Raw genomic sequence first — 21415 nt, forward strand, 5'->3', positions numbered from 1 at the left:
CAGCACCTGGGGATCATTTCAAACACTCTCTATGCCACATCACGCCGTCGCCGACTTGGGTGCCCGGTAAGGGACGGGGTATTCAGCGTTCGGCGACCAGTTCGGCACGGAGGTGGTCCAGCACTTTCCGCAGGATACGGGAAACGTGCATCTGGGAGATTCCGAACTCGGCCGCGATCTCGGCCTGGGTCATGTTCCCGAAGAAGCGCAGCAGCAGGATGTTCTTCTCACGGGCCGGCAGTTTGTCGATCAGCGGCATGACCGCCTCGCGGTCGACGAGCATGCCGACGGCGTCGTCCTGGTCGGGGATGACGTCGCCCAGCGCGGCGGCGTCGTCGTCGGCGCCGAGCGGCGCGTCGAGGGACAGGGCACTGTAGGCGGCGGAGGCGTCCAGGGTGAGCAGGACGTCCTCCTCGGAGATGTTCATCTTCGCTGCCAGCTCCGCGACCGTCGGGGAGCGGCCGAGGTCCTGGCTGAGGTCGGCGACCAGCCGGTTCAGCTCGGCCCTGCGCTCCTGGTAGACGCGGGGTACCCGGATGGCCCAGGTGCGGTCGCGGAAGTGGCGCTTGACCTCGCCGGTCATCGTGACCACCGCGTAGCCGCGGAAGGCGTGGCCGAGGGTCGGGTCGAACCCGTTGACGGCCTTCATCAGCCCGACGTAGGCGGCCTGGAGGAGATCCTCGAGCGGTTCGCCGCGGTAGCGGTAGCGGCGGGCGATCTCCATGGCGAGCGGCCGATGCATCTCGACGAGGCGCTCGCGCAGACGCTCGGCGCGGTACTCGGAGATCTCGGGCAGAACCATCTCGGCGAGGAGGTCCTCGGCGGTCATCTCGGTGATTTCGAGGGCCTGAACGGTCATTGCTGCTCCCTGATAGGGCTGTCGGGCGACGCCAGAGCCACAGGGCAGCATCCGGGCAGACGGCATCGCCTCGACCACTTTTCGAGGCGAGGCCCTCTGCTGGACCTCGGTTCTAGTATTACCCCGATTCCGGGAGTATTGCTCGCCTGCAGGTAACAGTAGGGTTGCTAATCGAACGGCTAGGAGGGTCTGAGTGACGGTGTCGGAAAACGGCGAGAGAGCGGCGGCACTGACTTTGACGTCGGCGCTGGTCGGTGGGATCAACGTGATCCGGGTGACCGGCCTGCTCGACGCGACGACCAGGGATCAGTTCGCCGACTACCTGGCGGGCGAGGTGAGTGAGCACGGGCCCGACATGGCGCTGGACCTGGGCGGAGTGACCTTCATGGACTCCCGCGCGCTCGGCCTGATCGTCCACCACTGGCAGCTCAGCACGAACGCGAACGGCAGGTTCGCGCTCATCGGGGTGGAGTACGCGAAGACCAAGGTCATGTGGATCACCGGCCTGGCGCAGCGGCTACCGCTCTACGACACGATCGACGACGCGCTGGCCGCGTTCGGCTAGTGTCCCGCCTCTGAGATTCCGTGCTGTCGGCCATGGGATCGCCGAGGCGCTGACCAGATATTTGGTGCTGGGTGCACCTCATGTGGTGCGCCAGGAACTCGAACCCCGCCCACCAGCGGTCTTCGTGGCCCTCAGTTCGCCTTGCCGCCCTGGTTACGCTGGTGCTCGTCGACCAGCAGCCTGGCCAGGTCCGCCACCTTCACCTGATGGTGCTGGGAGACCCTGCGCAGCTCGTCGAAGGCGGCCTCGGCCGAACATCCGCTGGACTTCATGATGATGCCCTTGGCCTGGTCGATGATCGCCCGGCCCGCCAGCGCCTCCTGCATCTGGGCCGCGTCCGTCCTGACCTCGTCGTAGTCCCACATGTTGGCCAGCGCCACGGTCACCTGCTCGGCGAGCATGTCCGCCAGCGGGGGGACGCTCCTGGCCGCGAAGACGCCGGGGCGCACGCCGTACAGGCCGAGGACCAGCACGGCCCGCTCGACGGTGATCGGCATGGACAGGACGGAACGGACGCCGCAGCGGACCGCCATGCCGATGTAGTCCGGCCATCGGGAGTCGCGCAGGACGTCCTGGACGATCACGGGACGGCCGGTCGTGCGAGCCTCCGCCGAGGGCCCCTGCCCCAGCTCGCTCTCGCTGTCGACGAGCACGATGAGCTCGCTGTGCGAGGCGGAGACGACCACGCGCTCCTCGCGCCAGAGCTCGGCCGAGCCTCCGGCGCAGCCGGGCACCCCGCCCGCGAGTGTGGCGGTCAGGCCGCGGAGCACGCTCTCGCTCGACGTCTCCTCACTGACCCTGCCGAGGGCGGCGAGGTCACGTGCGAGAACGGGAGTGACCATGTCCATGTCACGAAAACCCTTCCCTGTTTCGCTAACTTAATCACTATCTGACCGCGCATCGATTCGACCACCGGGTGGCGTAGCGTCTACGACGCGACCCGACCCGATCCCGGCCGCTGACGAGGACGAGCATTGACCGACGCCATTGGCCTTCAGGCCCTGGAACAAGCGCTCAGCGCGCTCACCACCAGGGTCTCCTCCTTGCGCGAGGCGAGGTCCGCCTACCCCGCCGACCCCAGGTCCACACTGGACGCGGCCCTCGCGGAGCTCGACACGGCCCGCGAGTTGCTCGAGGCGTCCCTACGCGAGCTGCGCAAGGCGCCGAAGCGGTCCGGCGAGCGGGAGAGCGGGTCACAGCGGGAGCTCAAGCTGCTGCGTCAGGTGTTCCGCTCCTTCCCCGTCCCGGTGGTGGTGCTGGACGCGTCCGGGGTGGTCAGGCGGATCAGCGCGGAGACCTCACAGATGCTGGGCAGCCCCGCCGGTTACCTGATCGGCCGCTCGTTCCCGCTGCTCGTGGACGTCTCGAGGCGCGCGGCCTTCCGCTCGCACCTGACGGCGGTGCAGCAGGGCGGCCAGACCGCGACCTTCCAGACCCGGCTGGCCCATCAGGGCCGCGCGCACACGGTGCAGCTCGCCGTCACCAGGCTGACGATGCCCGGCGAGCCGCAGGAGATGGTCGCGGTCGTGATCCTGCCGCTGGAGGCGCAGGTGGCGGGCGCGCGCCCCGGGCCCGCTGACCGCTCTGACGCCTCCCTGGTCATGGCCGCGGCGCGCCGCCAGGAGCTGCTGTCCAGGATGACCCGCCTGCTGCTCGACGAGGAGAGCCTGCGCCAGCCGGTGACCGTCACCCGGGCGGCGCGACTGCTGGCCTCCGAGATCGCCGACTGGGTGATCGCCGACGTGGTCCGCGACGACGTGCCCAGGCGCGCGGTGGTGCTGGGGCCGAGCGACAAACCGGTGACCGAGCTGGTCCGCCTCATCGAGGGCCTGACGCCGCTGACGGCGCCCGCCGTCGCCCACGTGCTGACCGGGGGCTCCGGCATGATCCACGAGATGCTGGAGGAGGAGTCGCTGCTCGGCGAGATCCCCGGCGGGCCGCCGCTGCTGCGGATCATGGGCGCGGCGTCGCTGCTGATCGTGCCGATCCAGGGCGAGGCGGGCGCGCTGGGCGCCCTCACCCTGGTACGGCTACGCGACCGCGAGCCGTTCTCCCTGGCGGACCTGGGCCTGCTGGAGGAGATCGGCGCGCATCTGGGACTCGCCCTGCGCGCGAGGCGCAGCTTCCAGACCCGTTCCCAGGCCGCGGACGCGCTACGCACCAGCGTGGTGCCCCGGAGCCTGCCGGACATCCCGGGGGTCGAGGCTGCGGCGATCTATCACGCGGGGTCGAGCCCGGTCGGCGCCGAGTTCTACGACGTCTTCCCGGTGCGGGACGGGTGGGGTTTCGCGCTCGGAGGCGCCGCGGGCAAGGGTGACGAGGCGGCCTCCATCAGCGCCATGGTCCGCAACGGGCTGCGCGTGCTGAGCATCTGGGAGTCCGACCCCGGAGAGGTCATGCGCAAGCTGAACCACGCGCTGGTCGCGCAGAACAGCGGGATGTTCGTGATGGCCGTCGCCGGGTTCATCAGGGCTCGCAGGATCATGCTGGCCAGCGCGGGGCACCACCCCGCCGCGCTGCTGCAGCCTGACGGCGGGGTGCGGTTCACCGCGGGCGGCGGCGTGCCGCTCGGCATCGCCCCCGAGGCGGAGATGTTCACCGAGGAGCTCGCGCTGACCTCGGGCCAGACCCTGGTGTTCTACTCGGACGGGCTGGTCGCCTCGCAGAACGAGCAGGGCGAGGCGTACGGCGAGAGCCGTCTGGCCGACGTGCTGGCGCGCTGCGTCGGGCAGTCCCCCTCGACCGTGGTCAAGGCGGTTGAGGAAGACCGGCACACCTTCTCGAACGGGCGGGTGTGGGACGAGATCGTGATCCTCGCGTTGCGCGTCGCGTAGCGCGGGAGGGGCGTGCCGCCCGGCGGTTTCGCGGCCTTGCGGAAAATCGAGGTTTGCCCGAGGCGTCGAGTTGGGTATGGTGATGTTCATCGCAGATGAGTGCCTAAGAAGCAGGCACCCCTGAAGGATCACAGGCTTTTCATGCCTAATCTCCTCCCAGAGGTGTGCCGTGAACATCGCATTCGTCTCCTCGGACGCTCCTTCCGTCTCCCAGACCAAGGACGACATCGCCGCCCAGCGGGCTCACCTGATGGCCATCGCCCGCGAGCTCGGCCGTGAGCACAAGGTAACGATCTACACCCGCAGGAACTCGGACACCGACAAGCCCCGGGTCCGCATCTCCCAGGGCGTCATGCTGGAGCACCTGGCGGCGGGCCCCGCGGAGGAGCTGCCCGAGGACGGCGTGCTGCCCTACCTGTCCGTCCTCGGCGACCAGCTCATGCAGCGCTGGGGGCAGGACCGCCCCGACATCATCCACGCGCACTCCTGGACCGGTGGCCTGGCCGCCATCGCAGGCGCCGACGGCCTCAACGTGCCGTTCACCCAGACCTTCAGCAGCGAGAACACCCACGACGCCAGGAAGGTCAGGGTGCAGCGGGCGATCGGCCGCCGGGCCAGTGCGGTGATCGCCGGATGCGGGGACGAGGAGTCGACGCTGATCCGCCTGGGCGTGCCGCGTCGCAACATCTCGGTGATCCCCTGCGGGATCGACGTCGAGCGCTTCAGGCGCCAGGGTCCGGCCGCGGCTCGCGGCACCCGTCCCCGGCTGCTGCACGTCGGGCCACTGACCCAGGACAAGGGCGTGTACACCGCGATCCGTGCCCTGGAGGGCATTCCCGACGCCGAGCTGCTCGTCGCAGGCGGCCCGGCCCCCGGGGAGCTCGAGCACGACGCCGACGCGCACCGCGTCATGCTGCTGGCCAAGGAGGTCGGCGTCGAAGACCGCGTCACCCTGCTCGGCCAGGTGCCGCACGCCTCGGTGGCCAAGCTGATGCGCAGCGCCGACGTGGTCATGTCGCTGCCGAGAGAGGCCCCCGCCGGTGTCGTGGCGCTGGAGGCCATGGCGTGCGGTGTCCCGGTCATCGCCTCGGCGGTCGGCGCCCACCTGGACGCCGTCGTGGACGGGGTGACCGGGCTGCTGGTGGCCGCCGACCGGCCCGCTCGGACCGCCCGCCTCACCCGCGAGCTGCTCGCCGACCCCACCCGGCGCACCGCGATCGGCTTCGCGGGCGCGGACCGAGCCAGGTCCCGCTACTCGTGGGAGCGGATCAGCCAGGAACTCGTCCAGGTCTACGAGAACGCGATGGCCGCTCAGCACTGATCAGCCCGCACCGATCGGCTCGCGCCGGCCGTACCGTCATCGGGCCGGGGCCTCCGCCCGGAGGCCCCGGCCCTCGCATGCGGCCCCGGCCGGTCGGTACGACCGGAGCTCTCAGTACGGCTGGAGCTCTCGGTACGGCTGGAGCTCTCAGTACGATCGGAACCCTCAGTACGACTGGAGCTCGACCAGGTTGCCGTCCGGGTCGCGCAGGTGGGCCGCCCGCAGCGTCGGCCCCCAGGCGGGGCGGTTCCGCGCGGCGGCCACCAGGGTGCCTCCGTGCCGCTCGCAGACGCCGACGGCATCGTCAACGTCGGTCACGCGCAGCACCAGGGCCACGCCATCCTGGTTGCGGGGGCGCGGCAGGGGCGCGGGGGTGCCGACGTCTCCCGCCATCGCCGCGCGGTCGTACAGGGACAGGACGGCCTCGTCGCGCAGGTCCCAATTGGCGTAGGGGCCGCCCTCGTCTCCCCTGATCAGGCTCGCCCCGACGATCTCGCCGAGGACACCGGCGTAGAAGCGGAACATTCCGGCGAAGTCATCCACGAGCAGCCGAGGGTAGAAGACATCCATCTGCAACTCCATTCGTTGGTAGCTACCAATCGTTGGAAGTATCCTACGGTTAGAGCATGGTGATTCCGCCCTTTTCACAGAGCCTCCTGGATCAGGACATCTTCGTGCTGTCCAACCTCGCCCTGACCGTACGGCGACGCCTGACCGAACGGTTCGCCGAGCTGGGGATGAACCGCTGGGACGTGGCCGTGCTCGCGGCCCTGACCGACAACGGCCCGACCGTGCAGCGCACCGTCGGCACCCTCCTGGGGGTCGACCCGAGCGACATGGTCGACATGGTCGAGCGGCTCGTGGACGCCGGATGGGTCGAGCGGGAGCGCGACCCCGCGGACCGCCGCCGCTACGTCCTCACGCCGACGCCTCAGGGGCGAAGGATGTTCGAGCTGGCCCGGCAGGAGGAACGGCGGACGCGCGAGGCCCTGCTGGCGCCGCTGGACGAGCGGGGGCGCGAGGAGTGGCGCGCGCTGCTGCATCTGCTTCACGGCCACATGCGGGCGGGCGGTCTTGACGCCCTTCCCCCCGTCGGGGGTACGGCGGAGCCCGAGCCACGACCGTGACCCGAAGGCCGTGCAGGCGCACGACCGCGGGCCCGGGCTGACGCACGGCCACGGGCCCGGGGCGGCGCGACTCGAAGCGGGCGCCCTGGGATTTCGGAACAGGCGAGCGGCCTTGGGGCTCCAGAGCAGGCGGACGGCCTTCGGGCTTCAGAGCAGGTGGGCGGCCTTGAGGCTGAGGTGGATCAGCAGCCGGTCCTCACCGTCCGCGAGGTCGCGTCCCGTGAGGCGCTCCGCCTTGCCAAGACGGTAGTAGAGCGTCTGGCGGTGCACGCCGAGCGCGGCCGCGGACTCCTGAACGTGACCGGCCCGGTCGAGGTAGCCCTCGACCGTCCTGGCCAGTTCCGGGTCCTCCGCCAGCCCCGCGGCCTCCCCCGCCAGCTCCCGCAGATCCGCCGGGGAGAGCCGAGTGAGCATCCGGTAGACCCCGAGACGGGACCAGGCCGCGACCGGGGCGAACCCGGGCACCCGCCCCGCGACCCTGAGCGCCCGCACGGCCTCCTGCCAGCTTCGCCAGGCCTGGGCGGGCTCGGCCCTGGCGTCGCCGACCCCGGCGGCCGTGCCGTACATGTCCTGGACTCTTCTCGCGAGTTCGAGGGCCTGTCCTGAGGGGACGAGCAGCGCGGCCAGCGACTCCCCGTGGGTCAGCGGGCCCGGGTCGGCGAGCACGCCGCGCGGGAGCGTCCAGAGTGCGGCCACCCGGTCCGGTGAGCTCCGTACCGCGATCGCCGCCACCGGGCCCGCCACGTCGAGCCGCGCCAGCGCCCAGGAACGTTCCTCGGCGTCGGAGGAGAACAGGTCCCGCAGGTTCCTGCCCAGGTCCTGACGGCGGCGGGCGTCCTGCGCGAGCACCGCCGCAACCTGGGCCACGAGGCCGGAGACCGAGACGAGGGCATCGCCGTCGAGCGTGCCGTTGTCGAGCAGCCACAGGTAGCCGTAGGTCACGTCGTGGTAGCGCAACGGCACGCAGACCCGGGCGAGCACCCCCAGCTCCGCGTCCGCGGGGATACGGACCGGGCCCTTCGCGCCCGCGATGCCGTACCCCTCGAAGTAGGCCCGCACCTCCCGCGTCGCGCGGCGGCGGAGAATGGACTCCTGGCGGACCAGGTCGATGTCGCCGCTCTGCGCGGCGTAGGCGAGGAGTTGAAACGAGCGGTCCTCAAGGGTGGCCGAGGCACCGAGCCGGGTGGCGATCTCGTCGACTGTCTCCTGTAGCACCCCTCCATTGTTGTACATCTGTCTGAAAACAGATCACATCGATCGTGGCAGATGCACATGGGGTTGACTGAATTGAGGTTTTAGTCTAGAAGCATGCTCGGTTCCCTTCTTCTCGCCGGATCGCGAGTGCCGCTGGTACGGCGCGCGGTCTCCGGCGTCCCGCTGACGCGAAAGGTCGTCGACCGCTTCGTCGCGGGCGAGAGCGTCCAGGAGGCGGTCAAGGCCGTCCACAGGCTCACCGACGCCGGCCTCGCCGTCACCATCGACCATCTGGGCGAGGAGACCCGGGACTCCGACGCCGCCGCCCAGACGGCCGACGCCTACATCGTGCTGTTGAGCGCGCTGCGCGAGCTCGAGCTCGGCACCCGCGCCGAGGTCTCGGTGAAGCTCTCTGCCGTCGGCCAGGCGCTCGGCGCGGACGGCGACAAGATCGCCCTGGAGAACGCCCGCCGTATCTGCGAGGCGGCGCGCGACGCGGGGGCTAGCGTGACCTTCGACATGGAGGACCACACAACGGTCGACTCCACGCTCGGCATCCTGCGGGCGGTGCGCGGGGACTTCCCGTCCTCCGGCGTCGCCCTGCAGGCCTACCTGTTCCGCACCGAGAACGACTGCCGCGACCTGTCCCACGAGGGGTCGCGGATCCGCCTGGTCAAGGGCGCGTACGCGGAACCCGCGTCGGTCGCCCACCAGAGCAAGGGCGAGGTCGACAAGGCCTATGTCCGCTGTCTTCGGATTCTCATGGCGGGGCAGGGATACCCCATGGTGGCCACGCACGACGACCGGCTGATCTCGATCACCGAGACCCTCGCCGACCGTTTCGGCCGCTCGCGGGGCGACTACGAGTACCAGATGCTCTACGGGATCCGCACGGACAAGCAGCAGGCCCTGGCAGGAGCCGGCCACACGATGCGCGTCTACATCCCCTACGGCGACGACTGGTACGGCTACTTCATGCGCCGCCTCGCCGAGCGCCCGGCCAACATCGCCTTCTTTCTTCGCGCCCTTGGAGGCAAGTGATGGATGCCATCTCCAACGTCCCGACCCCGGCCAACGAGCCCGTCCTCGGCTACGCGCCCGGCAGCGCCGAGCGGGTGGCCCTGGAGAACCGCGTCAAGGAACTGGCCGGAGCCCAGCTCGACCTGACCATGACGATCGGCGGCGAGCAGCGGATAGGCGGCGGCGCCTCCATCGACGTGGTCCAGCCGCACAACCACGCCTCCGTGCTCGGCCGTACGGCTGACGCCACCGCCGACGACGTGCGGGCCGCGATCGACGCCGCGCTGGAGGCCGCGCCCGCCTGGCGCGCCCTGTCGTTCGACGAGCGGGCCGCGATCTTCCTCAAGGCCGCCGACCTGCTGGCCGGGCCGTACCGGCAGACGCTGAACGGCGCGACGATCCTGGGTCAGTCGAAGTCGGCGCAGCAGGCCGAGATCGACTCGGCGTGCGAGCTGATCGACTTCCTGCGCTTCAACGTCGCCTACGCGCGGCAGCTCTACAGCGACCAGCCGGTCTCCTCGCCGGGTGTGTGGAACCGGATGGAGTACCGCCCGCTCGAGGGCTTCGTCCTGGCGATCACGCCGTTCAACTTCACCGCCATCGCCGGGAACCTGCCCACGTCGGCGGCCCTGATGGGCAACGTCGTCGTCTGGAAGCCCTCCCCCACCCAGCAGTTCGCCGCGCACTTCACCATGCGCCTGCTGGAGGAGGCGGGCCTGCCGCCGGGCGTCATCAACATGGTGACCGGCAACGGCGCCGCCGTCTCCGAGGTCGCGACCACCCACCCGCAGCTGGCCGGCATCCACTTCACCGGCTCGACCCCGACCTTCCAGCACCTGTGGTCGACGGTCGGCGCCAACATCGCCTCCTACCGGTCCTACCCCCGCCTGGTGGGCGAGACCGGCGGCAAGGACTTCGTGCTGGCCCACCCCTCCGCCGACCCGGCTGTGCTGACCACCGCGCTGGTCAGGGGCGCCTTCGAGTACCAGGGGCAGAAGTGCTCCGCGGCCTCCCGCGCCTACGTCCCGCGCTCGGTCTGGTCGGCGATCCGCGACGACCTCGTCGGCACCGCCGAGTCGCTGACCATCGGCGACGTGGCCGCCGACCTGTCCACCTTCATGGGCGCGGTCATCGACGGTCGGGCCTTCGCCAAGCACAAGGCCGCGATCGACCGGGCCCGCGGGCTCGACTCGATCAACGTGCTGACCGGTTCCTACGACGACTCGACCGGCTACTTCGTGAAGCCGACGATCCTGGAGTCCACGGACCCGACCGACGAGATCTTCGTCAAGGAGTACTTCGGGCCGATCCTCGGCGTGCACGTCTACGACGACGCCGACTTCGACACGGTCCTCGACCAGATGGAGAGCGTCTCGCCGTACGCGCTGACCGGCTCGGTCATCGCCCAGGACCGCTACGCGATCGCCTCGGCATCGGAGCGCCTGCGCTTCGCGGCGGGCAACTTCTACGTCAACGACAAGCCCACCGGAGCCGTCGTCGGCCAGCAGCCCTTCGGCGGCGCCCGCGCGTCCGGCACCAACGACAAGGCCGGTTCGATCTTCAACCTGATCCGCTGGGTGAACGCCCGCACGATCAAGGAGACCTTCGTCCCCCCGACCGACCACCGCTACCCCCACCAGGGCTGACATCCCAGACCGCCCAGGGAGGTCCGGCCACCCGGACAACGGATAACGGCGATGCCCGGGACTCGTATTCACAGGTCCCGGGCTCGTTGTTTTCTCCTGCAGCAGGTCCGACCGGAAGACCCCGCCGGGACCGAGCACCCCTTCGACCACCGCTCCCGCCCCTCCGTCCAGGTGAGTGGATCACCGTGCGACTGGCCAGGGCCGCAGGCGGCTGCGCTTCCCCGTCCTTGATGCCGATCTCGACGACGAGCGGGTGATCACAGCCTCCATGTTGGTGCGGAAGTCGCCTGGTTCGTCCACATGGTGTTGTGGGAAGCCGCTCAAGTCACGCGGAGCCATACCCGGGTCACCGAGCTCGCCCCCGTCGGAGCCGGGGACGCCTTCGCCTCGGGATGGCTCGCCGAGACCCTGGAGGACGCCACCCCCAAACGGCGCCTAGCCACCGCCTGCGCGGCCGGGGCCTTCGCGGTGACCTCCGAAGGCGACTGGGAGAGCTTCCCTCGCCGCGCCGACCTTGCCCCCCTCCACCCCGCAGGCCACCACGCCGACATGGTCAGCCGCTGACCCAGACGCCCGACGGGGGCCTCCCTCCGAAGGCCGCGGACCCGGACCGCGAGGGGAGACGCCGGTTCACCGGAGAGTCGACGCGGCCCTGGCGTGAGCCTGGCGGAGGAGCTCGGCGAGCATGGCCCGCTGGCTGGCCACGTCGTCGGTGACGGGGCGCACGACGAGGCGGACCTCGATGAGGTAGTCGCCGTAACGGGTCAGGGCGACCCAGGTGGGAGGAACCGTGCCGGACTCATCTCGCAGGAGATACGCCTGAGCCTGCCCGCCGGGGAGATCGGGCGGCGCGACGCGGTGATATCGCTTCGTCCAGGAGGTCCGCCCGTCGCTCATCCGGATGGTGCGGCATTCCGCGGGCGGGTCGGCCGCGGACAGGCGGCGCAGGGCCGCGTCGGAGGCGTATGTGATCGACTCACTCAGGGTCGGTCCCGCGAAAGGGCCCTTCGTGGTGTCGATCAGGAAGACGGCGCCCAGTACGCCGCCGGGCTCGTCGCGAAGGGATCCCGCGACGCTCCAGACGCCCTGACTCCACCGCCGGCATTCCGGGTGGCCCACGGCCGCGGCGCCGATCTGCGTCTCCCCCATGACCGTGATTCGCCCGCTGGTGAACGGCGCCGCCTCCGGTGGCTTGCGGTCCAGGGTTCTCGCGTTCCGGAACCGCTGGAGAAGCGCCTGCTCCACGAGGTCGCCCCGGCTCCCCCGCGGCCAGATCACGGCGGGCGAAGGGGACGCGGAGATCCTCACATCCAGCTCCGCTTCGGGCGGCCACGCGCCGGGGGATGGGCTTTCCCGCGAGAGGGACGGCGCGGGAGAGGTGGCGCCGACACGGGTGACCGGAGAACAGGCCGCGGTGGTGACAGCGGCCAGGCAGAACGCGATCAGGACGGCGCCCGATCCCCGCCGGCGTGCGCACGACCTGCCCGGTCTCATTCTCTCCTCCGTTCCGTATCCAGCATATCGACTTCCACAGGCCGAGGCACGCGAATTCCGGAAAAAGAGCCGATCCGGAGGGCTCCCCGGAACGAAGAAAGAGCCGGATGAATTCGACCCCACGGAAAACCTGCGGCGGCCGATACGGGGACTGTCGTAACTGTCAAATCGAGTAGCGTCCGAATTCAGTCCGACAGTGGCACAAACCTTCGTTTACGGTCGCCCAATTACGAGAAACTGCTTCCCTGCCGCACTTACAGACATCTACAACAAATCCTGTCAAGATCTGTTCTCAAGGTTGTCGGCATCATTAACATCGATGCGACAAAACGCACGACTTCGACAACATGTCGATGTCGCCATGCGTCGATCGCATAGATCTCCATTCACATCGATTTCGAAATCATTCCGCCACGCTCGGCTACGCACACGTATTTCCGCCATGGTTCTGGTCCTGGGAGTCGCCCCAATGGGAATGGCCGTGACAACGGCGGACGCGACCGCCGCGGCTTCCCGCGCCCCCACGACCGCCCGGTCGTCCCTGCCCGCACCCCCGACACCCGATCCCACCCGACCGGCGTCCCCCCTCACCCCGTCGCCGTCCACCGCGCGGGACGAGCGGGGTGTGATCCTGCAGGATCCGGCACTCCGTGAGACGGCGCGCGCGGCGACCGCGTCGGCGGCGGCCTCGGCGCAGGCGACGCGCGCGCACCGGCAGATCGAGATCGCCTCCCGCGGGTCGGACGGAAGGACGCCGGTCTCCTTCCCCGCTCCGACGGAACGCGGGCTGCACGTGAGCCGCGACGGCCGCGTCGTCTCCTTCAGCGTCGACGAGGGCGACAACTACGTCCACGACATGATCGCGAGAAGCACCTGGCGGACCTCAGGGCCGGTCCTGGAGCTGAGCGCCGACGGCCGGGTAGCGATCCACGACCCGGACGGCCGGTATCACCGCAGTGTCATGGGCGTGGACAGGGCGTACTCCATGATCGAGGATCTGAAATGCAGCGAGAACGACGGCCAGTGCTACCTCGGGAACACGACCTCCGACGGCAACCGGCTCGTGTACATGCGGACCCTCACCGGAACGTGCTGGCCGGGAAAGGTCTTCTGCGACGGTGTCTACCTGTATGACTTCCGCGCAGACACCCATACCCGGCTGTTCACCCCCAGCGGAGGCGTGAGCACGTGGAATGTGAACATCTCCGGGGACGGGTCGACGGTCGCCATGGAGCTCAGGGGCATTCCGAGGTCGATGGGGATCATCGGGCTCGCTACGGTCCGCTTGCCCGCTTCCACCGTCGGCGCCGAGAACGTACGGGCCACCATCTGCCCGCAGGAGGCCCTGTGGTGTTCCAGTGATCCCCTCCTGCTCGACGAGAACGGTGTCAACGTGGCATACGGCCCACCCGCCTACAAGGAAGGCGACAAGTATCGCGGACTCACGATCTGGAGCCCGATCTCGGTGCTCTCCCGCTCCCTCCCCCAAAAAGAAGTGGTCCCGACGCTCACCGCCGGCAACGCGGTCATCTACTCCATGAAGTACACCCCGGGCGTCTACCGCTCCCGGTGCTGGTCCTTGACCTGCTAGAGAGCCGGTCATGTAATCCGGGACGAGTTTGTGGCACCTCTTCCTGATCTCGTATTGGTCGGGGTCAGGAAGAGGCTCGTGGTTGATGCGTCCCAGAACATGGTGTCCACCGGTGGAGCCGTCAACGGCTGAGCCAGCCGTTATCAAACTAATCAAGAAGGCGAAGCTGTTTGTATTCTTGCGCGTTCACCGGCATGAACTGTTTAGAGGCTTTCCGATAGGGGCCCCTCCCCCTACCGACCACCGCTACCCCCATCAGGGCTGACCTCCGGCGCCCCGGCCGACGGAAGCCTGGCCCGAGGAGGCCCGGCCGCCCGGACGGCCGGTGACGACGACTAAAGACGGCAGCGCCCGGGACTCACGAATCCGAGTCCCGGGCGTCGCCGTCATCTCCCCTGCTGGTCCTGACCACGCCCGGGGATCGATCCTCGGCGCGGGCGTTCCGGTCGCCTCGACCACACCCAGCCGCCGGAGGCGGCCGAAGCCCAGCACACCCTCTTCGCGGGGCGACTGCTCCCCATCAACGATGGTTCCGGCGAGCGAGGGAGTGCCACCCGTCCGGGGTAACGGCCTTACCTCCTTCACCGCCGTCGTCTTGTCTACCCTGAGGTTATGGGCCAGATCGACCAGCGCACCGAGGTCCGCGAGTTTCTCAGCTCGCGACGGGCGCGCATCACCCCGGAACAGGCGGGCCTTCCCGCCTACGGCGGCAACCGCCGCGTCAAGGGACTGCGGCGGGAGGAGGTCGCGATGCTCGCCGGCGTCTCCATCGACTACTACGTCCGCCTGGAGCGGGGGAACCTCTCCGGCGCCTCTGACAGCGTGCTGGACGCCCTGGCCCGAGCCCTGCAGTTGGACGAGGCCGAGCGTGACCACCTGTTCTCCCTGGCCCGGACCGCCGGCTCGGGCTCCCGCCGCCGCACGCTGCCGACCACCGTGCGGCCCGTGATCCAGCAGGTGCTCGACGCCATCACCGACGCACCGGCCTGGGTACGCAACGGCCGCCACGACATCGTCGCCATGAACCGCCTGGCCCGCGTCCTCTACGCCCCCGTTCTGGCCGACCCGCGCCGCCCGGCGAACACCGCCCGTTTCCTCTACCTCGACCCGGCCGCGCGCGAGTTCTTCGTCGACTGGAACCGGATCGCCAACGATGCCGCCGCCATGCTCCGGCTCGAAGCGGGCCGCACCCCGTACGATCGGGCGCTGATCGAGCTGGTCGGTGAGCTCTCGACGCGAAGCGAGGTCTTCCGACAGCGCTGGGCCTCCCACGACGTGCAGTTCCACCGCAGCGGTCAGAAACGGCTGTGCCACCCGGTTGTCGGTCAGCTCGATCTGAACTTCGAATCGATGGAGCTGCCCTCCGAACCGGGCCTGACCCTCAACGTCTACACCGCCGCCCCCAACAGCCCCACCGCCGACGGGCTCAAAATGCTCGCCAGCTGGGCAGCGACCCAGGACCTCATCGAGGCGCGGCAGGCGGCCCCAGAGCAGAGCTGACCCGCGTCACAGCCCTCCTGGCTCCGTACGGCGGGGCCGTAAACCCGGCCGGGGGTTCTGTCGTCACCTGTACCAGCAGGTCCTGCCGCATGTCAGAAAACGCTTGTTTGATGGAGGTTGACCAGGGAAAACATCGGCCTTCACCGTCGCACCGCGACGATCGAACTCGTTCCGGAAAGGTGATCATGAAGCACACCACTCTGAGAGATCTGGACGTCTCCCGCATCGGCCTCGGCACGATGGGCATGTCCTTCGGCTACACCGGTGCGGGCACCGACGACGCCGAGTCCATCCGTACCATCCACCGCGCGCTGGAACTGGGCGTCACCTTCCTCGACACCGCCGAGATCTACGGCCCGTACACCAACGAGGAACTCGTCGGACGGGCCCTGAAAGGCCACCGCGACCAGGTCGTCGTGGCCACCAAGTTCGGGATGATCTCGCACATGAACGGTGGCCCGGGACGTCTCGACAGCAGTCCGGCCAACATCCGCACCGCGGTCGAAGGCTCGCTCAAGCGCCTTGGCACGGATTACATCGACCTGTACTACCAGCACCGCGTCGACCCGGACACCCCGATCGAGGACACCGTCGGCGCCCTGGCCGAACTGGTGGAGCAAGGCAGGATCCGCCACATCGGCCTGTCCGAGGCCGGGCCGGAGACGATCCGCCGCGCCCACGCCGTGCACCCGGTCACCGCCGTGCAGTCGGAGTACTCACTGTGGACCCGGGACGTGGAGGAGCGGGTGCTGCCGGTGCTGCGCGAGCTGGGCATCGGCTTCGTGCCGTACTCGCCGCTCGGGCACGGCTTCCTCACCGGCCAGATTCGCTCTCCCGAGGAGTTCGACGACACCGACTGGCGCAAGACCAGCCCGCGCTTCATGGGCGAGAACTTCCAGCGCAACCTGGCCCTCGCCGACGAAGTGCGGGCCATCGCCGCCGAGGCGGGCGCCACCCCGGCACAGGTCGCGCTGGCCTGGCTGCTGGCCAAGGACGAACACATCGCCCCGATCCCCGGCACCAAGCGGGTCGCCCGCGTGGAGGAGAACACCGCCGCCGACGGCATCGAGCTGACCTCCGAACAGATCGACAAGCTCGACAGCCTGCCCCCGGCCGCCGGAGAGCACCACAACGAGGAGCAGATGCAGATGATCGAACGCTGACCGGCCGTCGTCGGCCACCCCGGCGACATGCGGCAGGTCAGGCGAACAGGAGCCTGGCTCTCTTGGGGCCCATCGGCCCTACCTTCCGGGTGAAACAGCGCGCATCGTGGTGAGGCCTGGCCCGCCGGTGATCGACCTCACTGGGTGACACTCCAGGTGCCGGGCCGGCGTACCGGCAGACCGGTCTCCTGTCCCCTGGTGGTCGTGAACTACCAGGGTGAACGCCACCTGGTGGCGATGCTGGGGCAGCAGGCCAACTGGGTGCGCAACGTAAGGGCCGTCGGCGGCCGGGCGGTGCTGCGCCACGGCACACGCGAAGCGGTACGCCTGGAGGAAGTCGACGTCGGCGAGCGCGCCCCCATCCTGCGCCGCTACCTGGACTACGCGCCCGGGGCCCGCCCGCACATACCGGTGAACCGGCACGCGCCGTTGCGCGCCTTCGCCTCGATCGCCGCGCGGTTCCCGGTCTTCCGTATCACCGCCGACCATCCCGGAGCATCCGACGCCCGCCGCCAGAAGGCCGGTGGTCCCGCCTGACGGTCATGGTCCGCGCCGTCTTCGACGACCGGGTGAGGCGCCTGGCCGGAAGGCCGAGGCGATCAAACACCGACCAAAGCCCCCCATGCGAGGACCTCCGTCTCTACTTCCCCGAAAGCCGCGGAGATGGAATGGAGGCGTAGGCACCCGACGAGGAACGGAGACGGGCAGATGAGCACGCTCATGCGTAAGGAGTTCAGAGGACTGTTCCCGGAGACCTTCGACTGGCTGGAGTGGAGACAGGCCGGCTCCCCCGGCTGGAACGGGCGGTAGTCATGCTGGTCCGAGAGGTGATGACCACGGACGTGGTCACGGTCGACCCCGCCGATCCGGTACGGCGGGCGGTACGCACCCTGTACGAGCACGGTGTCACCGCCGCGCCCGTCCTGGACGAGCACGGCCACCTGGTCGGCGTCGTCAGCGAGATGGACCTGCTGCGCGGCGAGTTCGAGCGCGACCCCCGTTCCAGTGCCCGGATCGTCCTCGGGCACGCCGCGCCCCCGCCGTACAGGGTGGCCGACATCATGACGACCGAGGTCACGACCGTGACGGAGACGACCGACATCACCGTCGCGATCGACCTCATGATCTGCAAGCGGATCAAGAGCCTGCCGGTGACCAGGGACGGCCGGGTGGTCGGTGTGCTCAGCCGTCGCGACCTGCTGGCCCTGCTCGCCCGCCCGGACGAGGACATCCACGCCGACGTGCTGGAAGCCCTGCGCGAGCACTACCCCTCCGGCCCGTCCTGGGAGGTAGGCGTCCGTGACGGGATAGTGGAGTTGCGCGGCCACCACACCGAGCGCGTCGACGGCATCGCGGACCTGCTCGCCCGCACCGTCCCCGGAGTGGTCAGAGTCAGGCATCTGCGGTGAGGAGACCGCCTCGGCGGTGACGCACCGGGTACCGGCACGGGCATGGCGGCCAGGGTGAACGGCGTGCTCGACGTGATCGACGAACTGGAGTGGGACGAGGGCGAAACCCCTGAGTGCCGGGGGCGGCCGGTCAGCCGGGCTCCATCCGGGGACGCCGGAACCGGCGGGGCACGTCGGCCCAGCGAGCGTGGACCACCGCCAACGCCCGCTCCAACGCCTGTTCCGGGATCGCGCTGGTATCGATCTCGATCGCGTCCGGCCAGGGATCCATCCGCCGCGTCACGGCCTCGGCGATCGCCTGGTCGGCGTCGGAGACCCCTCCGGTACGGGTCGCCAGGCGTTCGACGATGACCTGCGGCAGAGCGGTACAGAGCAGGGCGGCGAAGTCGCTGGAGGTACATCGGGTGAGATCTTCGGCCGCGGCCCGATGACCCGCGTCGGTCCAGGAGGCGTCGAGGATGACCGGCTCTCCGTACTGGAGCAGCTTCCCCGCGCGGGACAACAACTCGTCGTAGGTGCGCTCGGTGTGCTCGGGGCTGTAGATGCCCTCCCCGAACGAGGCGGGTGCGGGCTGTTCCGGCGGGATACCGGCCAGTTCCTTGCGAACGCGGTCGCTGTTGAGGAGGGTGTAGCCCAGGCGGTCGGCGAGGGCGGTGGCCAGGGTCGACTTGCCGGTCCCGGGCGACCCGCCGACGAGGACCAGGGTGACCGTACCCGCCTGGAGGTGACGTAGCGCGAGTTCGGCGAGCCGGCGGGCTTCCCACGCCGCATCCGAGTTGTCCTGTTCGTGCCGGAAGCAGGCGACCTTGGCGCGGACGAAGGCCCGGTAGGCGATGTAGTGATGCCACAGCGCGGGCGGGGCGGGGTCGTCGGTGAACTCGACGTAGCGATGCAGGAGCACCTCGGCCAGCCGGGGCGCGCCGAGCCGTTCCAGGTCCATCGCCAGGAAGGCGACGTCGTCGAGGCCGTCGACGAAACGCAGCCGTTCGTCGAACTCCAGGCAGTCCAGGATGCGGGGTCCGTCGTCCAGGCAGAAGACGTCCTCGGCGAGCAGGTCGCCATGGCCGTCCACGATGCGGCCCTCCTCGACGCGGGCGGCGAACAGGGGTTCGCGGCCGTCGAGGAAGCGCAGCGTGAGCCGTTCGATCTCCTGGACGATCTCGGCGTCCAGCACCGTGCCGGGCAGTGCCCGGACCTGCTCGACATTCCCGGTCCAGCGGGAGCGCAACGCCTCTCGTTCCCCTTCGCGGTCGATCTCCCGGCCGTGGCGCGACCGGGCGTGCATGCTCGCGACCGCCCGGGCGATCTGTCGCAGATGCTCCTCGACCGGCTTACCGGAGCGGATCAGGGCGGCGAGGCGGCGTTCCTCGGGCATGCGCCGCATCACGACGAGATGGTCGCAGACCTCTCCGTCAGGCCCCAGCACATCGGCGACCCCCTCGTAGACGTCCGGGGCCAGGCGCCGGTTCAGCTCCACCTCCTGACGGCAGGCGGCCTGCCTGGCCTGCCGGGTGGTGAAATCCAGAAAGCCCAGGTCCACCGGCTTCTTGAGCTTGTAGGCGTGATCCCCCAGGAGGGCCACGACGGCGATATGCGTTTCCTTGAGCTGCGCCCACGGTCTCATCGGCGATGCCTCCGTGCTCGGATCCACCCCTCACAACCGGGACACCGGAAAAAGCGGGCCCGTCCCCGACACGGTCTCGGGTGAGTGGGGCGGACTCCCCCCATGCCTGACTCCTCCCCCAGGTCACGGCCGGTGAACCGGCCTGCCGACGACGAAGCGCGACGGTGGACGGCCGTGCCCCGCGTACGGCCGGCAGATCCGCCCATGACGCGTAAGCCTCTCCGCCTCCTTCGACCTGGTGGAAGGTGAAGGAACCTCCGGCCGTCGCAGGAGAGGGCTGACGACCATCGGGACCGCTCCCTCCGATGACCGGTGCGGTACGAGACTCTCCCGTCAGCGGCACCGGCTCACCCGGCGAGGGCGGTCGGAGCCCGCTCGGGGCAAGAATCCCGCCTACGGCGTCTCGACGGTGCCGGTGGTCGCGGTGTCGCGTGTTCGGCGCTGGGCGGTCAGCACGCAGTCGAGCAGGCCGGGGAACAGTGTGTCGAGGTCGTCCCGGCGCAGCCGGACCAGCCGGGATCGGCCCTGCACGGTCGTCCACGTCACGCCCGCCTCGCGCAGCACCCGGTAGTGGTGCGACAGCGTCGTCTGATGCACGTCGATCTCGCCGCCGATCGCGTTGCAGCTGTCCTCGCCCGTCCGGTCGAGCCGCTGGATGAGCTCCAGTCGCACCGGGTCGGCCAGCGCGCGCAACACGTCCACCAGCCGGATGGCCTCGGCCGCCGGCTGTGACACCTCACGCATCGCCACCCCCTGTGTTCCGCATGCCCCCACCCTAGCAATATATGGATACATGGACAAGCGTCCATATATTGCTTTAGGCTCCCCCCGACCCCCTCCGGAGCTCCTCAGGAAAGGCGGCACCCCCGGTGTTGAAACGACTCCTTCCCCTGGCCCTGGCGACCTTCGCCGTCGGCACGGACGCCTACGTCATCGCGGGACTGCTCCCCGCCATCGCCGCCGACCTGCGGGTCTCCACGCCCGCCGCCGGGCAGTTGGTGACGGTGTTCGCCCTGGTGCTCGCCCTGTCGGCACCGGTCATGGGCGCGCTCACCAGCGGACTGGACAGGCGGTCCGCACTGCTCATCGCGTTGGGCGTCTTCGTGGTCGGCAACGCCGTCACCGCCCTGGGTACCAGCTACGCGGTGGTGATGATCGCCCGCATCGTCACCGCGATCGGGGCCGGAGTCATCAACCCCGCCGCCTCCAGCACCGCTGCGGCCATCGCACCCCCTGAACGCCGGGGCAGAGCACTGGCCTTCGTCCTGGGCGGCCTCACGCTGGCGATAGCGCTGGGCCTTCCCCTCGGCACGCTGATCGGCCGTACCGACTGGCACATCACCTTGTGGGCCGTCGCCGGCGTCGGCCTCGTGGCCGCCCTCGGAATCGCCGCAGGCCTGCCCAAGGTGACGCTCCCCCCCGCCTCGCTGAGCGACCGGCTGCGCCCCCTCAGGCAGGGCCGGGTCCTCGGGCTTCTGGCCGTCACCACGCTGGCCTTCCTCGGCGTCTACACCCTCTACACCTACATAGGGCCGGCCTTGCTGAACGCGACCGGAGGCTCCGAGTCGCTGCTCACCGTCATCCTGCTGGCCTGGGGAACCGGCACCCTGGCCGGAAACGTCGTCGCCGGACGGCTGGTCGACCGGCACAACCCCGCGCACGTGCTGACCGGGACCCTCATCATCGCCGCCGTCGCCCTGGCCCTCACCCCGGCGGCGACCTCCGCCCTCGCGCCCGCCCTGATGTGGGCCGCGATCTGGGGCGTGACCGTGGGCGTCATCGTCGTGCCCCAGCAGCACCGGCTCATCGCCCTCAGCCCGGCCGCCACCCCCGTACTGCTCGGCCTCAACTCCTCGGCCATCTCCATCGGGATCGCCCTCGGCGGCGGCCTCGGCGGACTGGCGCAGGAATGGTTCGCCCTCGCGCCCGCCGTGCTGGGACTGCCGGCCGCCGGTATCACCACCCTGACCCTGCTCTACCACCTGACCACCGCACGCCGGGGAAAGGGAGGAACGGGTGGTTGATCGTTCGGTTCCGCACCGGTCGTGGCGCAGCGCGAGGTGTGCGG

General features: G+C 69.8%; 20 protein-coding genes. 13 read left to right on the top strand and 7 right to left on the bottom strand.

Annotated elements, in window-relative coordinates:
• Positions 1–82 precede the first annotated feature (82 nt).
• On the bottom strand, positions 83–859 hold the full coding sequence (locus AB0395_RS06550; RefSeq protein WP_366277663.1) for a SigB/SigF/SigG family RNA polymerase sigma factor: 777 nt from the start codon (positions 857–859) through the stop codon (positions 83–85).
• Positions 860–1052: 193 nt separating this feature from the next.
• On the opposite strand from AB0395_RS06550, the gene AB0395_RS06555 reads away from it, so the two are divergent.
• A complete protein-coding gene (locus AB0395_RS06555) occupies positions 1053–1424 on the top strand; it encodes an STAS domain-containing protein (RefSeq protein ID WP_366277664.1) in 372 nt (123 codons plus the stop codon).
• Positions 1425–1555: 131 nt separating this feature from the next.
• Here the strand turns inward: AB0395_RS06555 and AB0395_RS06560 are convergent, their stop codons facing one another.
• A complete protein-coding gene (locus AB0395_RS06560; RefSeq protein ID WP_366277666.1) occupies positions 1556–2272 on the bottom strand; it encodes an ANTAR domain-containing protein in 717 nt (238 codons plus the stop codon).
• A gap of 126 nt (positions 2273–2398) precedes the next feature.
• On the opposite strand from AB0395_RS06560, the gene AB0395_RS06565 reads away from it, so the two are divergent.
• Positions 2399–4258, top strand: coding sequence for a SpoIIE family protein phosphatase (locus AB0395_RS06565; RefSeq protein ID WP_366277668.1), 1860 nt, complete (start codon positions 2399–2401; stop codon positions 4256–4258).
• Positions 4259–4427: 169 nt separating this feature from the next.
• Entirely contained in the window at positions 4428–5579 is a 1152-nt protein-coding gene (locus tag AB0395_RS06570; RefSeq protein ID WP_366277670.1) for a glycosyltransferase, read from the top strand.
• A 165-nt stretch (positions 5580–5744) separates the two neighbouring features.
• On the opposite strand, the gene AB0395_RS06575 is transcribed toward AB0395_RS06570, so the two are convergent.
• A complete protein-coding gene (locus AB0395_RS06575) occupies positions 5745–6149 on the bottom strand; it encodes a VOC family protein (RefSeq protein ID WP_366277671.1) in 405 nt (134 codons plus the stop codon).
• Between the two features lie 56 nt (positions 6150–6205).
• On the opposite strand from AB0395_RS06575, the gene AB0395_RS06580 reads away from it, so the two are divergent.
• Complete coding sequence (locus tag AB0395_RS06580) at positions 6206–6706, top strand: MarR family transcriptional regulator (protein ID WP_366277673.1); 501 nt, start codon at positions 6206–6208, stop codon at positions 6704–6706.
• Positions 6707–6853: 147 nt separating this feature from the next.
• Here the strand turns inward: AB0395_RS06580 and AB0395_RS06585 are convergent, their stop codons facing one another.
• Positions 6854–7921 (bottom strand): helix-turn-helix domain-containing protein, encoded by a 1068-nt coding sequence (locus tag AB0395_RS06585; RefSeq protein ID WP_366277674.1) that lies wholly within the window; start codon positions 7919–7921, stop codon positions 6854–6856.
• A gap of 93 nt (positions 7922–8014) precedes the next feature.
• Here AB0395_RS06585 and AB0395_RS06590 point away from each other — a divergent pair, with 93 nt between their 5' ends.
• The 3 genes from AB0395_RS06590 (at position 8015) to AB0395_RS06600 (ending at position 11130) form a co-directional block, all read left to right on the top strand.
• Positions 8015–8941, top strand: coding sequence for a proline dehydrogenase family protein (locus AB0395_RS06590; protein ID WP_366277675.1), 927 nt, complete (start codon positions 8015–8017; stop codon positions 8939–8941).
• Positions 8941–10566 carry an L-glutamate gamma-semialdehyde dehydrogenase gene (pruA, locus tag AB0395_RS06595; RefSeq protein ID WP_366277677.1) on the top strand — a complete coding sequence of 542 codons (1626 nt, stop codon included), beginning with the start codon at positions 8941–8943 and terminating at the stop codon, positions 10564–10566. The genes AB0395_RS06590 and pruA overlap by 1 nt, the downstream gene beginning before the upstream one ends.
• 300 nt (positions 10567–10866) lie before the next feature.
• A complete protein-coding gene (locus tag AB0395_RS06600) occupies positions 10867–11130 on the top strand; it encodes a PfkB family carbohydrate kinase (RefSeq protein WP_366277679.1) in 264 nt (87 codons plus the stop codon).
• Positions 11131–11196: 66 nt separating this feature from the next.
• Here AB0395_RS06600 and AB0395_RS06605 read toward each other — a convergent pair whose 3' ends face one another.
• Complete coding sequence (locus AB0395_RS06605) at positions 11197–11874, bottom strand: hypothetical protein (RefSeq protein ID WP_366277681.1); 678 nt, start codon at positions 11872–11874, stop codon at positions 11197–11199.
• 667 nt (positions 11875–12541) lie between these two features.
• Here AB0395_RS06605 and AB0395_RS06610 point away from each other — a divergent pair.
• From AB0395_RS06610 to AB0395_RS06630, 5 genes are all read left to right on the top strand, one after another.
• Positions 12542–13651, top strand: coding sequence for a hypothetical protein (locus AB0395_RS06610; protein ID WP_366277683.1), 1110 nt, complete (start codon positions 12542–12544; stop codon positions 13649–13651).
• A gap of 621 nt (positions 13652–14272) precedes the next feature.
• Positions 14273–15151, top strand: a complete 879-nt coding sequence (locus tag AB0395_RS06615; RefSeq protein WP_366277859.1) for a helix-turn-helix transcriptional regulator — start codon at positions 14273–14275, stop codon at positions 15149–15151.
• Between the two features lie 185 nt (positions 15152–15336).
• Positions 15337–16314 carry an aldo/keto reductase gene (locus tag AB0395_RS06620; RefSeq protein ID WP_366277685.1) on the top strand — a complete coding sequence of 326 codons (978 nt, stop codon included), beginning with the start codon at positions 15337–15339 and terminating at the stop codon, positions 16312–16314.
• A gap of 144 nt (positions 16315–16458) precedes the next feature.
• Positions 16459–16851 (top strand): nitroreductase/quinone reductase family protein, encoded by a 393-nt coding sequence (locus AB0395_RS06625; protein WP_366277687.1) that lies wholly within the window; start codon positions 16459–16461, stop codon positions 16849–16851.
• A gap of 275 nt (positions 16852–17126) precedes the next feature.
• Positions 17127–17723: a CBS domain-containing protein gene (locus AB0395_RS06630; protein WP_366277689.1), complete on the top strand. Its 597-nt coding sequence runs from the start codon at positions 17127–17129 to the stop codon at positions 17721–17723.
• Positions 17724–17853: 130 nt separating this feature from the next.
• Here the strand turns inward: AB0395_RS06630 and AB0395_RS06635 are convergent, their stop codons facing one another.
• Together AB0395_RS06635 and AB0395_RS06640 are read right to left on the bottom strand one after the other, a co-directional pair.
• On the bottom strand, positions 17854–19347 hold the full coding sequence (locus AB0395_RS06635) for an AAA family ATPase (RefSeq protein ID WP_366277691.1): 1494 nt from the start codon (positions 19345–19347) through the stop codon (positions 17854–17856).
• 393 nt (positions 19348–19740) lie between these two features.
• Positions 19741–20091: a helix-turn-helix domain-containing protein gene (locus AB0395_RS06640; RefSeq protein WP_366277693.1), complete on the bottom strand. Its 351-nt coding sequence runs from the start codon at positions 20089–20091 to the stop codon at positions 19741–19743.
• A 125-nt stretch (positions 20092–20216) separates the two neighbouring features.
• Here AB0395_RS06640 and AB0395_RS06645 point away from each other — a divergent pair, with 125 nt between their 5' ends.
• Positions 20217–21371, top strand: a complete 1155-nt coding sequence (locus tag AB0395_RS06645) for an MFS transporter (RefSeq protein WP_366277695.1) — start codon at positions 20217–20219, stop codon at positions 21369–21371.
• Positions 21372–21415: the final 44 nt, after the last annotated feature.

This window comes from Streptosporangium sp. NPDC051023, assembly GCF_040689595.1.
Lineage (GTDB): Bacteria > Actinomycetota > Actinomycetes > Streptosporangiales > Streptosporangiaceae > Streptosporangium.

Excerpts from the sequence above, each read along its gene's own strand:
- AB0395_RS06550 (WP_366277663.1), bottom strand. The coding sequence starts at position 859 with ATGACCGTTCAGGCCCTCGAAATCACCGAGATGACCGCCGAGGACCTC.
- AB0395_RS06560 (WP_366277666.1), bottom strand. The coding sequence starts at position 2,272 with ATGGACATGGTCACTCCCGTTCTCGCACGTGACCTCGCCGCCCTCGGC.
- AB0395_RS06575 (WP_366277671.1), bottom strand. The coding sequence starts at position 6,149 with ATGGATGTCTTCTACCCTCGGCTGCTCGTGGATGACTTCGCCGGAATG.
- AB0395_RS06580 (WP_366277673.1), top strand. The coding sequence starts at position 6,206 with ATGGTGATTCCGCCCTTTTCACAGAGCCTCCTGGATCAGGACATCTTC.
- AB0395_RS06590 (WP_366277675.1), top strand. The coding sequence starts at position 8,015 with ATGCTCGGTTCCCTTCTTCTCGCCGGATCGCGAGTGCCGCTGGTACGG.
- pruA (WP_366277677.1), top strand. The coding sequence starts at position 8,941 with ATGGATGCCATCTCCAACGTCCCGACCCCGGCCAACGAGCCCGTCCTC.
- AB0395_RS06600 (WP_366277679.1), top strand. The coding sequence starts at position 10,867 with ATGGTGTTGTGGGAAGCCGCTCAAGTCACGCGGAGCCATACCCGGGTC.
- AB0395_RS06620 (WP_366277685.1), top strand. The coding sequence starts at position 15,337 with ATGAAGCACACCACTCTGAGAGATCTGGACGTCTCCCGCATCGGCCTC.
- AB0395_RS06630 (WP_366277689.1), top strand. The coding sequence starts at position 17,127 with ATGCTGGTCCGAGAGGTGATGACCACGGACGTGGTCACGGTCGACCCC.
- AB0395_RS06635 (WP_366277691.1), bottom strand. The coding sequence starts at position 19,347 with ATGAGACCGTGGGCGCAGCTCAAGGAAACGCATATCGCCGTCGTGGCC.
- AB0395_RS06640 (WP_366277693.1), bottom strand. The coding sequence starts at position 20,091 with ATGCGTGAGGTGTCACAGCCGGCGGCCGAGGCCATCCGGCTGGTGGAC.